Annotated in this window: 13 protein-coding genes and 1 riboswitch; of the genes, 8 read left to right on the top strand and 5 right to left on the bottom strand. The window is 75.1% G+C overall.

Features of this window, described 5'->3' with window-relative positions; genetic code table 11:
- The 3 genes from ABZ914_RS36925 to ABZ914_RS36915 form a co-directional block, all read left to right on the top strand.
- Positions 1 to 556: hypothetical protein (locus ABZ914_RS36925; protein ID WP_500198986.1), on the top strand; the 556-nt coding region annotated here is incomplete at its 5' end.
- Between the two features lie 12 nt (positions 557 to 568).
- Complete coding sequence (locus ABZ914_RS36920) at positions 569 to 901, top strand: hypothetical protein (protein ID WP_190861841.1); 333 nt, start codon at positions 569 to 571, stop codon at positions 899 to 901.
- A 10-nt stretch (positions 902 to 911) separates the two neighbouring features.
- Positions 912 to 1,514, top strand: coding sequence for a GNAT family N-acetyltransferase (locus ABZ914_RS36915; RefSeq protein ID WP_190861843.1), 603 nt, complete (start codon positions 912 to 914; stop codon positions 1,512 to 1,514).
- Here ABZ914_RS36915 and metF read toward each other — a convergent pair.
- A complete protein-coding gene (gene metF / locus ABZ914_RS36910) occupies positions 1,451 to 2,386 on the bottom strand; it encodes a methylenetetrahydrofolate reductase [NAD(P)H] (protein WP_500198983.1) in 936 nt (311 codons plus the stop codon). The two genes, ABZ914_RS36915 and metF, sit on opposite strands and share 64 nt — an antisense overlap.
- A gap of 192 nt (positions 2,387 to 2,578) precedes the next feature.
- Between metF and ABZ914_RS36905 the strand changes: the two genes are divergently transcribed.
- The 4 genes from ABZ914_RS36905 to ABZ914_RS36890 all read left to right on the top strand — a co-directional run bounded on the left by ABZ914_RS36905 (position 2,579) and on the right by ABZ914_RS36890 (position 7,720).
- Entirely contained in the window at positions 2,579 to 3,688 is a 1,110-nt protein-coding gene (locus ABZ914_RS36905) for a polyprenyl synthetase family protein (protein WP_500198982.1), read from the top strand.
- Between the two features lie 74 nt (positions 3,689 to 3,762).
- Positions 3,763 to 4,305, top strand: coding sequence for a carboxymuconolactone decarboxylase family protein (locus ABZ914_RS36900; protein ID WP_500198980.1), 543 nt, complete (start codon positions 3,763 to 3,765; stop codon positions 4,303 to 4,305).
- Positions 4,305 to 6,509: a beta-glucosidase family protein gene (locus tag ABZ914_RS36895; RefSeq protein ID WP_500198979.1), complete on the top strand. Its 2,205-nt coding sequence runs from the start codon at positions 4,305 to 4,307 to the stop codon at positions 6,507 to 6,509. The genes ABZ914_RS36900 and ABZ914_RS36895 overlap by 1 nt, the downstream gene beginning before the upstream one ends.
- 86 nt (positions 6,510 to 6,595) lie before the next feature.
- Complete coding sequence (locus ABZ914_RS36890) at positions 6,596 to 7,720, top strand: serine/threonine-protein kinase (protein ID WP_500198978.1); 1,125 nt, start codon at positions 6,596 to 6,598, stop codon at positions 7,718 to 7,720.
- 79 nt (positions 7,721 to 7,799) lie between these two features.
- Here the strand turns inward: ABZ914_RS36890 and ABZ914_RS36885 are convergent, their stop codons facing one another.
- The 4 genes from ABZ914_RS36885 to ABZ914_RS36870 all read right to left on the bottom strand — a co-directional run bounded on the left by ABZ914_RS36885 (position 7,800) and on the right by ABZ914_RS36870 (position 10,513).
- On the bottom strand, positions 7,800 to 7,961 hold the full coding sequence (locus ABZ914_RS36885; protein ID WP_433138485.1) for a hypothetical protein: 162 nt from the start codon (positions 7,959 to 7,961) through the stop codon (positions 7,800 to 7,802).
- A gap of 96 nt (positions 7,962 to 8,057) precedes the next feature.
- Positions 8,058 to 8,735, bottom strand: coding sequence for a thiamine phosphate synthase (gene thiE, locus ABZ914_RS36880; protein WP_500198976.1), 678 nt, complete (start codon positions 8,733 to 8,735; stop codon positions 8,058 to 8,060).
- A gap of 89 nt (positions 8,736 to 8,824) precedes the next feature.
- The gene (locus tag ABZ914_RS36875; RefSeq protein ID WP_190861857.1) at positions 8,825 to 9,208 is read right to left on the bottom strand and encodes an Rv2175c family DNA-binding protein; all 384 of its coding nucleotides are present in this window, start codon (positions 9,206 to 9,208) and stop codon (positions 8,825 to 8,827) included.
- A 69-nt stretch (positions 9,209 to 9,277) separates the two neighbouring features.
- Positions 9,278 to 10,513 carry an NAD(P)/FAD-dependent oxidoreductase gene (locus ABZ914_RS36870; RefSeq protein WP_500198974.1) on the bottom strand — a complete coding sequence of 412 codons (1,236 nt, stop codon included), beginning with the start codon at positions 10,511 to 10,513 and terminating at the stop codon, positions 9,278 to 9,280.
- 106 nt (positions 10,514 to 10,619) lie between these two features.
- Positions 10,620 to 10,733: riboswitch (TPP riboswitch) on the top strand.
- On the opposite strand from ABZ914_RS36870, the gene ABZ914_RS36865 reads away from it, so the two are divergent.
- On the top strand, positions 10,724 to 11,205 hold a 482-nt coding region (locus ABZ914_RS36865), incomplete at its 3' end, for an NAD(P)/FAD-dependent oxidoreductase (protein ID WP_500198972.1). Its footprint overlaps the riboswitch before it by 10 nt.

Raw genomic sequence — 11,205 nt, 5'->3', positions numbered from 1 at the left:
CCACGGCGGGTACCCGGACCGTCCGGCGGCGCAGAAGGCGGCCAGGGCGGACGCGCTGGCCGTCATCGCCGCCGTCCAGGGCGGGAAGGCCGTCCCGGACGCGGTGTGGAAGCGGCTGACGGCCGACGCCGGGGACCCGGACTACACCGAGGCGCTGTACGCGCGGCTCGGCCCGGCGGGCGCGGCGCACCTGGTCGAGGCGGCGCACGGCGACGCGGCGCGGCTGAAGACGGTCAGGGAGTCGCTCGGCACGTCCAGCCACCATCTGGCGATGGACGTGAAGTGGCTGCGCGCGTACCTGGCCGAGGCCGACCGCGCCGGGGTGTGTCCGGCGGCGGTGCGGGTCGTCACCGAGGCGAACCTGAGCGCGAGGACCCGCGAGGCGCTGGTCAAGCTGCATCTGGACGCCCGGACGCACGCCGAGGGCGCCCCGTCCGGCGGGCAGGGCGCGCCGTCCGGCGCACCGGCCCCGCAGAACGCACCGGCCCCGCAGAACGCACCGCCGCAGAACGGCGCAGCACCGCATCCGCAGACCACACCGAGCACCGTCGCCTGATGTGAGGTAGCCATGGCCGCTCCACCGCCTCCAGGGAGCCTGCCTCCGCCGTACACCGCCGCGGCGGCCGCCGAGCTGTCGCCGACGGAGCAGCCGAACCCCGAGTACGAGCGGCTGTACCACGCGTACGCCGACGCCTACGGCAGCATCGACCAGGTCCGGCGGGCCCTGGACGCGCCGGTGCGGACGCTCGGCTCGACCGACGCGTGGCTGGGCCCGGAGGCGCGCCAGTGGGGCGGGCAGCTCGATTCGCAGCGCGGGACGCTGCAGAAGGCGGCCGACCGGATCCTCTGGGACATCTACGACCGTCTGTCGTCCACGCAGCGGACCACCCCTCGGGTCTAGTCTCTGTCGGGTGAGGGACCCGAAGCTGCGCGAGATCGACCAACGCGCCTTCCTGCGCCGGCTCAACCCGATGCTCGAGGTGTACCGGGCCGCGATGGAGCCGCCGGACGAGCAGCTGCCGGGCCGGCACACGATCATGGAGCGGCACGCGGCCTACCCGTCGTTCCGCGCGTTCGTCGCGGAGCGGCGCGGCGCCCTGCCCGGCCTGCCCGGCCCGGTCCACGGGTTCGCCTACGGGTTCCGCGGGGCACGCGGGCAGTGGTGGCACGACGTGGTGTACCAGGCGCTCATCGACCTCGGCGGCGAGGCGCACGCCGCGACGTGGATGGACGAGTCGTTCGAGGTGGCGGAGCTGCACGTGCACCCGCAGGCGCAGGGCCGGGGCCTCGGCCGCGCGCTGCTGACCGCGCTGTGCGAGGGCCGCCCGGAGCGGACGGTCGTGCTGTCGACGCTGGACAGGCGGCCCGAGACCCCGGCCCGGCACCTGTACCGCTCGGTCGGCATGGTGGACCTGCTGACCGACTTCGAGTTCCCCGGCGGCGGCCCCCGCTACGCGGTCATGGGCGGGACGCTGCCCTTGGCGCCGTACCCGCCGGCCTCCAGCAGCCCGTAGACCTCGCGCGTCGCGGTCGACTGGTTGAAGGTGATGAAGTGGATGCCGGGCGCGCCCTGGTCGAGCAGCTCGCGGCAGAGCTCGGCGGCGTGCTCGATGCCGAGCCGCCGCACCGCGTCGGGGTCGTCGGCGACGGCGTCGAAGCGGGCCCGGACCTCGGGCGGGAACGGGGCGCCGGACAGCTGCTCGGACCGCTCGATGGTGCTGTACCTGGTGACCGGCATGATGCCGGGGATGATCGGCGTCGCGCAGGCGGCGGCCGCGACGCGGTCGCGCAGCCGCAGGTAGTCCTCGGCGCGGAAGAACATCTGGGTGATGGCGTAGTCGGCGCCGGCGCGGCACTTCTCGACGAAGTGGCGGGTGTCGCTCTCGATGTCGGGCGAGCGCGGGTGCTTGTACGGGAACGCGGCGACGCCGACGCTGAAGTCGCCGTAGGAGCGGATCATGCGGACGAGCTCGGCGGCGTACTCGACGCCCTCGGGGTGCTTGACCCACTCCCCCATCGGGTCGCCGGGCGGGTCGCCGCGCAGCGCGAGCACGTTGCGGACGCCGGCGGCGGCGAACCGGCCGATGAGGTTGCGCAGCTCGGCCTGGGAGTGGTTCACGGCGGTGAAGTGCGCGACCGGGGTGAGGGTGGTGTCGGTGGCGATGCGCTCGACGATGTCGACGGTCGTGTCGCGGGTGCCGCCGCCCGCCCCGTAGGTGACCGACACGAACGTCGGGTGGAGGGGCTCCAGCTCGCGGATCGTACGCCACAGGTTCCGGGCGCCCTTGTCGGTCTTGGGCGGGAAGAACTCGAAGGAGAAGGACCGCTCGCCCGAGGCCAGCAGCTCGCGGACGGTCGGGGGCCGGTCGGGACGTACGGGTCGCATCCCCCAAGCCTACAGTGGGGCCCGGCGCGGGCCCGGCCCGTGCGGGCCCGCGGCCGCGCCGCGCGCCCGCGTCCGTTACGCGTGATCCTGCACACGTCCGTACCACCGTAACGCCTCTATTTCCTAGGATGTACTGACATATCGCTCAATGGCTGGCCGGTGGAATCCGTCCGGCTGGATACGATCACGGGCATGCCAAGCCTGCCCGCGGGAGGACGACCCATCGCATCCCCCGGCTCGCTCCACTCGTCCTGGAGCCGCGTCCGCAAGGAGGTGGACGAGGCGCTGCTGGCCTTCGTCGACCGCCAGCGCCCCGGCCTGCTGGCCATCAGCGACGACCTCGCGCCGCTGATGTCGGCGCTGGACGCGCTGCTGGCGGGCGGCAAGCGGCTGCGCCCGGCGTTCGGCTACTGGGGCTGGCGCGCGGCCGGCGGCGGCGTCGACGACCCCGGCATCGTGCGCGCGGCGGCGTCCCTGGAGCTGCTCCAGGCGAGCGCGCTGATCCACGACGACGTGATGGACTCCAGCGACACCCGGCGCGGGCAGCCGTCGGTGCACCGCCGGTTCGAGGCGCTGCACCGCGCGCAGGGCTGGCCGGGCGCCGCCGAGCCGTTCGGCGCCGGCACCGCGATCCTGCTGGGCGACCTGTGCCTGGCCTGGTCGGGCGAGATGTTCGAGACGTGCGGGCTGGACGAGAAGCGGCGCGCCCGCGGCCGGGCCGTCTACGACCTGATGCGCACCGAGGTCATGTGCGGCCAGTACCTCGACATGCTCGAGGGCACCCGCGGCGGGGCGACGGCGGAGACGGCGCTGCGGGTGGTGGAGTTCAAGAGCGCCAAGTACACGATCGAGCGGCCGCTGCACCTCGGCGCCGCGCTGGCCGGCGCGGACCCGCGGGTGACCGCGGCGCTCACCGGCTACGGCCTGCCGCTCGGCATCGCCTTCCAGCTGCGCGACGACGTGCTCGGCGTGTTCGGCGACCCGGCCGAGACCGGCAAGCCCGCGGGCGACGACCTGCGCGAGGGCAAGCGGACGGTGCTGGTCGCGCTCACGCTGGAGCGCGCCACCCCGGCGCAGGCGGCGGCGCTGGAGCGCCGGCTCGGCGACCCGGCGCTGGACCGTCCCGGCGTGGACGAGGCGCGCGCGATCATCGAGGAGACCGGCGGCCTGGCGGCCTGCGAGGCGATGATCGACGGCTACCTGGACGAGGTGGGCCGGGCGCTGGCCGGCGCGCCGATCGCCGAGGAGGCGCGCGAGGCGCTCGCCGAGCTCGCGATCGCCGCCACCGCGCGCCGCACGTGATCGAATGCAACGAATTGGCAAAGTGAGGCTGGTGGGGTAGCACCATCCCACCATTTGGTGGCAGAAATGTCGCCATGTGCGCAGACATCCCGGGGAACCGCGCGCCGCGCGTCGCCCCGCTCCCCGAGGCGGAGTGGGACGACACGCTGCGGGCCGCCACCGCGTCGATCGGCCCGCTGAACGTCCTCACCACGCTCGGCCGCCACCCGAAGCTGTTCCGCAGCTGGATCGGGCTCGGCACAGCGCTGCTGATGAAGGGCCTGCTCGGCGACCGTGACCGGGAGCTGGCCATCATGCGGACGGCGTACCTGCGGGACTGCGCCTACGAGTGGGGGCACCACCGCCGGCTCGCGCTCGCCGCGGGCCTCACCGAGGCCGAGGTCGCGGCGCTGCGGCTGCCGCTCGACGACCACGGCTGGTCCGACGACGACCTGATGGTGCTGACGGCGGCGGACGAGCTGAACGAGCGCAGCACCCTCACCGACGCGACATGGACGGCGCTGTCGACCCGCTTCGGGGAGCAGGAGCTGATCGAGCTGGTGATGCTCGTCGGGCACTACCACATGGTCGCGTTCGCGCTGAACGCGCTGCAGGTCCAGGACGAGGAGGGGCACTGATGCGGCGCCCCGGACGACGGACGGGACGGTGGACGCCGGCCGCGGGGGCGCTGGTGTCCGCGCTCGCGCTCGCGGCCCCGCCGTCCGCGGCGGCCCCGGCCCAGGCGGCGCAGGCCGCGCAGGCCCCGCAGGCCACACAGGCGGCGCAGACCCGGTGCGGGGACCCGGCCCAGCGGCCCTGGTGCGACACCGCCCTCGGCCCGGACAGGCGGACCGCGCTGCTGATGGCGCAGATGACCGACGACGAGAAGATCGCGATGCTCGCGTCGGACGACCCGCTCGGCGGCCCCCTCGGCGGGTTCATCGACACCGCGCACGCCGACACCAACAGCGGGATCCCGCGCCTCGGCGTCCCGCCCCTCTACATGGCCGACGGCCCGGCGGGCGTCCGGCAGGGCAAGGCCACCCGGCTGCCCGCGCCGATCGCGCTGGCCGCCGGGTTCGACCCGGCGGCGGCGCGGCTGTACGGCGGGACGGTCGGGTGGGAGGCCCGGCACCGCGGCAACGACCTGATCTTCGGGCCGACCGTGGACGTGCTGCGCGCGCCGCGCAACGGCCGCGCGTTCGAGGGCTTCGGCGAGGACCCCTACCTGTCGTCCGGGCTCGGGGCCGCGTGGATCCGCGGCGCGCAGGCGCAGGGCGTGATGGCGTCGGTCAAGCACATGGCCGTCTACACCCAGGAGAGCGACCGGCTGTCGCTGGACATGAAGGTCGACCCGAGGACGCTGCGGGAGGTCTACCTGCCGCCGTTCGAGGCGGCGGTGAAGGAGGGCGGCGCGGCGACCGTCATGTGCGGGTTCGGCAGGCTGAACGGGCGGTGGGCCTGCCAGGACGACGGCGCGCTCAACAAGGTCCTCCGGTCGGAGTGGGGCTTCAAGGGGTTCGTGCCGTCCGACCACACCGCCGTGCAGGACACCGCAGGCGCCGCCAACGGCGGGGTCGACATGGAACTGCCGATCGGCATGAAGTACAACGCGCTCCTGCTCAAGACGGCGGTCGCGCAGAAGAAGGTCACGCAGGCGACGATCGACGGGCACGTCCGCAACGTGCTGCGGACGATGTTCGCGTTCGGGGTGTTCGACCGGCAGGCGTACCCGAACGACCTCGCCGCGATCGACCGGACGCCGAGCGAGACCGCCGCGCGGAGCATCGCGGAGGGCGGCATCACGCTGCTGCGCAACGCGGGCGGGATCCTGCCGCTGAAGGCGCCGTCGTCGATCGCGCTGATCGGCCGGGCCGCGCGGCAGAGCCAGAGCGGGACGGGGTCGGCGAACGTCGTGCCGTTCACGTCCGTCGGCGCGCAGGACGGCATCGCCCGCCGCGCCGGCTCCGGCACGCGGATCAGCTACAACGACGGCGACGACGCGGGCGCCGCCGCCGACGCCGCCCGCAAGGCCGACGTCGCGATCGTGTTCGCCACCGACAGCGAGGGCGAGTTCTTCGACCGCTCCTGCCTGACGCTCCGGTGCGGCGAACCACTGCGCGGCGACCAGGACGGGCTGATCGGCGCCGTCGCCAAGGCCAACCCCAACACGATCGTCGTCCTGGAGACCGGCGGCCCCGTGCTGACCCCCTGGCGGAACCAGGTCAAGGGCATCATCGAGGCGTGGTACCCGGGCCAGGAGGGCGGGAACGCGCTCGCCCGCGTCCTGTACGGCGACGTGGACCCGGGCGGGCGGCTGCCCGTCACCTTCCCCGCCGCCGAGGGCGACGCGCCCCTCGCCGGGAACCCGTCGCAGTTCCCCGGCGTGAACAAGACCGTCACGTTCTCCGAGGGCGTCATGGTCGGCTACCGGCACTACGACGCCAAGGGCCTCACGCCGGCGTTCCCCTTCGGGCACGGCCTGTCGTACACGACGTTCCGCTATAGCGGGCTGACCGCGTCGTCCACGTCGGTGCAGGTCACGGTGACCAACACCGGCACACGCGCGGGCACCGCCGTTCCGCAGCTGTACCTGGGGCTGCCCTCCGCCGGCGTGGACGTCCCGCAGCCGCCCAGGCAGCTCAAGGGCTACGCCAAGGTCGCCCTGGCCCCGGGCCGGAGCAAGCGCGTCACGTTCCCGCTGACCTCGCGGTCCCTGGCGTACTGGAACCAGGGCGCGAAGGCGTGGAAGGTGGCGGGCGGCTGCTACAAGGCGATGGTCGGCGGCTCCGAGCGCGACATCCAGCAGACCGGGAGCTTCGGGACGTGCGCCGCGAAGTAAAGATCGGGGTTCCGCTGCCCCGGTCCGGCGTGACACGGTACAAATGAGGAAATCTTCGTCCGTCCCCGCCGAGTCGGAGTCCCCCCTTGCCGCACGACACCTCCCGCGGGAGGACGAACCCCCACACCGGGCGCCCCGCCCCGTCCCGCAACGGCCAGCAGGCCCGTTCCGGGCAGGGACGCGCGGGCCAGCCCCACGGCCGCCCGGCCAAGCCGCGCCCCGGCCAGCCCGGCCCGGCGGCGGGAACGGCCGGCAAGCGGCCCGCCCCGCGCCAGGGCAAGGGCCGCCGGCACGAGCGGCCGCTGCGCCCCGGCGACCCCCGCAGCATCGGCGGCTACCGGCTGCTCGGGCGGCTCGGCGAGGGCGGCCAGGGCGTGGTCTACCTGGGCCGCGACGGTGACGACCAGCTGGTCACGGTCAAGGTGCTGCGCGGCGGCCTGGACGCCGGGCAGCGGGCGCGCAGCCGGTTCGTCAAGGAGGCCGAGGCCGCGCGGAAGGTCGCCGGGCGGCACACCGCGCGGGTGCTGGACGCCGACGTCACCGGCGACCGCCCCTACATCGTCAGCGAGTTCGTCGAGGGGCCGCCGCTGCAGCGGGTCGTCGACGAGGACGGGCCGCTGCCGGCCCCGCAGCTGCGCAAGGTGGCGCTGCGCACCGCCGGCGCGCTCGCCGCGATCCACCGCGCGGGGATCGTGCACCGCGACTTCAAGCCCGCCAACGTGGTGCTGGGCCCGGACGGCGCCAAGGTGATCGACTTCGGCATCGCGCGCGCCGCCGACGCGCTGGCCCGCACCGAGCCGCTCACCACGAGCCCGGTCGGCACCCCCGGCTACATGGCGCCCGAGCAGATCGAGGACGAGCCGGTCGGGCCGCCCGCCGACGTGTTCGCCTGGGGCGCCGCGATGGTGTTCGCCGCGACGGGCCGGCCGCCGTTCGGCAGCGGGCCGAGCGCCGCGGTGATGCGGCGGGTGACGTCCCGGCCGCCCGACCTCGGCGACATGGAGGGGCCGCTGCGCGAGCTGGCCGCCCGCTGCCTCGACAAGAACCCGGCGGCCCGGCCCACCGCGCCGCAGCTCGTCCGCGCGCTGCGCGAGGGGCAGGGGCCCGCGCCGAAGCCGCGGCCCACCCGCATCCCGCGCTACCGGTGGCGGATGATGCTGGCGCTCGCCGCGGTGATCATCGCCGGGTTCGTGCTCGGCGTGCTGTTCTAGCGGCGGACCCGCCGGCGCCCACCGGCACGGTGCTCACCGGCACCTCACTCACCGGGACGGCGCTCACCGGGGCCGGGGATCACCAGTGCGGGGGGCGCTCCTCGATCAGCCGCGCGTCGTCATCGCCGCCGCCGCGCCACTCGCCCCAGCCGGTGTCGGTGTCGTCGGCGGTCTGGTCCGGCAGGATCTCCAGGTCGTCGCCCAGGTCGACCGGCCGGTCGTCGTCGGGTCCCACGCTCATGATCCCCATTGTCGGTCATCGGCGGGACCGCCCGCACCGTGATCCCCGTCGCCCGGAACCCGCGCCCGGAACCCGCGCCCGGAACCCGCGCCCGGCTCAGGCGGCGGGGGCGGGGAGGCGGCGGGCGAACTCGGCGGCCGCGGCGCCCGGGTCGCCGGCCTCGGTGATCGCCCGGACCACCACGACGCGCTCGGCGCCCGCGTCCAGCACCTCGCCGAGGTTGCCGAGGTCGATGCCGCCGATCGCGAACCACGGGCGGGGCTGGCGCTGCGCCGCCACGTACTCCAGCAGCTTCGCGCCGGGCGCGTGGCGCCCCGGCTTGGTCGGCGTGGGCCACACCGGGCCCGCGCAGAAGTAGTCCACGCCAGGCTCGGCGGACGCCGCGGACGCCTGCTCGTCGGAGTGCGTGGACCGGCCGATCAGCACGTCCCCGCCGACGATCTCGCGGGCGGCCGGCACCGGCAGGTCGTCCTGACCGAGGTGCAGTACGTCGGCGCCGACCGCGCGGGCGACGTCGGCGCGGTCGTTGACCGCCAGCAGCGCCCCGTGCCGCTCGCACGCCGCCCGGAACACCTCCAGGTAGGCCATCTCCTGCCGGGCCTCCAGGCCCTTCTGGCGCAGCTGGACGATGTCGACGCCGTTGCCGAGCACCGCGTCCAGGAACGCGGGAAGGTCCCCCTGCCGCTCCCTCGCGTCCGTGCAGAGGTAGAGGCGGGCGCGGCTGAGCCGGGCGCGCAGCGCCACGGCCCGTTCGGTCGGGATGTGCCTGGACACGGTGGGGGCGGTTTCCTTTCGGTGGGCATGCGGCGCGGGGCCACGCGCGGCGGCGTGACCCCGCGGCCGGTCCGCTCGGTCGGTTCGGGTCAGAATGCCAGGGCCTGGGCGCGTCGCCGCACCTCGGTCCCCCGGTTCTCGCTGAGCGCCTGGACGGGCGTGCCGGGCAGTGTGTCGTCGGCGGTGAACAGCCAGCGGAGGGTCTCGACCTCGTCGAAGCCGGCGTCCGACAGCAGCGTCAGGGTGCCGGACAGGCCCTTGATGACCTGGCCCTCACGGATGAACGCCGCCGGCACCATCGGCTCGCCGTCGCGGCGGACCGACAGCAGCTTGCGCTCGCTGATGAGCTGCTTGATCCGGCTGGTCTTGATGCCGAGCCGCTCCGCCGCCTCCCGAAGCGAGAGCCAGTCGCCGGCGAGGGCGTCGGTGCGGGGGTCCAGTGCGCTGTCAACGGTTGCGTGCGTCTGGGTCACGCCCCCTTGCTACCACGCCTTCGGAAGCCTCAAACCCACCCGGCCGCCGTTACCGGCGGTCGGGTTCCGCTACCCGCGAACGGCCTGGCGGACGGGCACCTCCGGGTCCGCGATCGCCTCCGGATCCACCGGCGTCCCGGCCGCGATCACCCGCCTGGCCTGCACCAGGTCGCGCGGGCTGTCCACGGTGAGGATCGCGTCGAGCCGGTCGCCGGTCAGCCACGCCACCGCCCACTTGCGGCCGGACGGGTCGCCGCGGTGGACGAGCCGCTCGGACCGCGCGTGGTGCCCGGCGTACTGCACCATCCGGCCGAACTGCTCGGACCAGAAGTAGGGGGCGGCGTCGTAGACCGCGTCCTGGCCGAGGAGGGCCGCCGCGGCGACGTCGGGGGCGTTGAGGGCGGTGTCCCAGTGCTCGACGAGGAGCCGCCTGCCGTACCGGTCCGACCACCAGGCGGCGCAGTCGCCGACCGCGACGACGTCGGTGCGGACGGTGCCGGCCTCGTCGTCCGTCACGGCCCGGAACGAGCCGTCGGTGACGACGCCGCGCTCCAGCAGCAGGCCGGAGCCCTCCAGCCAGCCGAGCGCGGGCCGGACGCCGATCCCGACGACGACCTCGTCGGCGGCGATCCGCTCGCCGCCGCCGGGGCCGGCGAGGGCGAGGCCGCCGTGCTCGACCGCGGCGACCTTGACGCCGGTGCGCAGCTCGACGCCCGCCTCGGCGTACCAGGGGATGGTGAGCGCGCCGATCTCCTGGCCGAGCGCGACCGCGAGCGGAGTGTCGGCGGCCTCGACGACGGTGACGGCGCAGCCCTTCTTCGCCGCGGTGGTGGCGACCTCGGCGCCGATCCAGCCCGCGCCGACGATCACGATCCGGGCGCCCTCGGTGAGGCGTCCGCGCAGGTCGCGGGAGTCGTCGATGGTGCGCAGGACGTGCTGGCGGCCGTCGCCGGGCAGCGTGACGGGCTCGGCGCCGGTGGCGATGACCAGGCCGTCGAAGGGCAGGTCGCCGGCGGTGGTCGCGACGGTGCCGCCGCCCCGGCCGTCACCTCCCGGCGCGTCGAGGCGCAGCGCGGTGGCGCGCTCGCCGAGCAGCAGCTCGCAGCGGAGCGCGTCCCAGTCGGCGTCCACGGTGGTGTCGTCGGAGTCGCCCGCCAGCACGGCCTTGGACAGCGGCGGCCGGTCGTACGGCATGTGCCGCTCCGCCGAGACGAGGGTCAGCTCGCCCTCGTACCCCTTGCTCCTCAGTGCCTCGGCGGCCCGCACGCCCGCCAGCCCGCCGCCCACGACGATGACCCTGTTCATGGGCGCCCACCCTAACCGGGGCCGCCGGAGCGCTTTTGGACGGGTGTCCAGACAGGTGCATTCGAGGCGTTGGCCGTATGGTGGGGCATAGCGGCACGTGCACAACACAACAGAGCGCGGGAGTCCGGTGCGACCGGGCTGAGAGGGCGGCTGACCGGGCCGCCGACCGCCACGACCTGATCCGGATCATGCCGGCGAAGGGAGCGCGCATTGCGGATCGTGATCATCGGGGCCGGGGTCATCGGCCTGGCCACCGCCTGGCGGGCCGCGCAGGGCGGCGCCGCCGTCACCCTGGTCGACCCGGCTCCCGCGAGCGGCGCCTCGTCGGTCGCCGCGGGCATGCTGACCCCCGTCAGCGAGCTGAGCTACGGCGAGGAGCCGCTGCTGCGGCTCGGCCTCGCCTCCCGCGACCGCTACGGCGCGTTCGCCGCCGAGCTGGCCGAGGCCACCGGCCTGGACACCGGCTACCGCGACGACGGGACGCTCCAGGTCGCGTTCGACGCCGACGACCTGAAGCTCCTGGACGACCTGCGCGCCTTCCAGGAGAGCCTCGGCATCCCCGTCGAGGCCCTCACCGGCCGCGAGTGCCGCAGGGCCGAGCCGATGCTGGCGCCCGGCGTGCGCGGCGGACTGCTCGCCCCCGAGGACGGCTCGGTCGACCCGCGCCGGCTCGCCCCGGCGCTGCTGGCGGC

Source organism: Spirillospora sp. NPDC046719, from assembly GCF_040645715.1.
Taxonomy (GTDB): Bacteria; Actinomycetota; Actinomycetes; order Streptosporangiales; family Streptosporangiaceae; genus Spirillospora.
The sequence above is the reverse complement of the archived record's forward strand: the minus strand, read 5'-3'. Positions and strand labels throughout refer to the sequence as shown.

Excerpts from the sequence above, each read along its gene's own strand:
- ABZ914_RS36870 (WP_500198974.1), bottom strand. The coding sequence starts at position 10,513 with ATGAACAGGGTCATCGTCGTGGGCGGCGGGCTGGCGGGCGTGCGGGCC.
- ABZ914_RS36920 (WP_190861841.1), top strand. The coding sequence starts at position 569 with ATGGCCGCTCCACCGCCTCCAGGGAGCCTGCCTCCGCCGTACACCGCC.
- ABZ914_RS36900 (WP_500198980.1), top strand. The coding sequence starts at position 3,763 with ATGTGCGCAGACATCCCGGGGAACCGCGCGCCGCGCGTCGCCCCGCTC.
- metF (WP_500198983.1), bottom strand. The coding sequence starts at position 2,386 with ATGCGACCCGTACGTCCCGACCGGCCCCCGACCGTCCGCGAGCTGCTG.
- ABZ914_RS36905 (WP_500198982.1), top strand. The coding sequence starts at position 2,579 with ATGCCAAGCCTGCCCGCGGGAGGACGACCCATCGCATCCCCCGGCTCG.
- ABZ914_RS36885 (WP_433138485.1), bottom strand. The coding sequence starts at position 7,961 with ATGAGCGTGGGACCCGACGACGACCGGCCGGTCGACCTGGGCGACGAC.
- ABZ914_RS36895 (WP_500198979.1), top strand. The coding sequence starts at position 4,305 with ATGCGGCGCCCCGGACGACGGACGGGACGGTGGACGCCGGCCGCGGGG.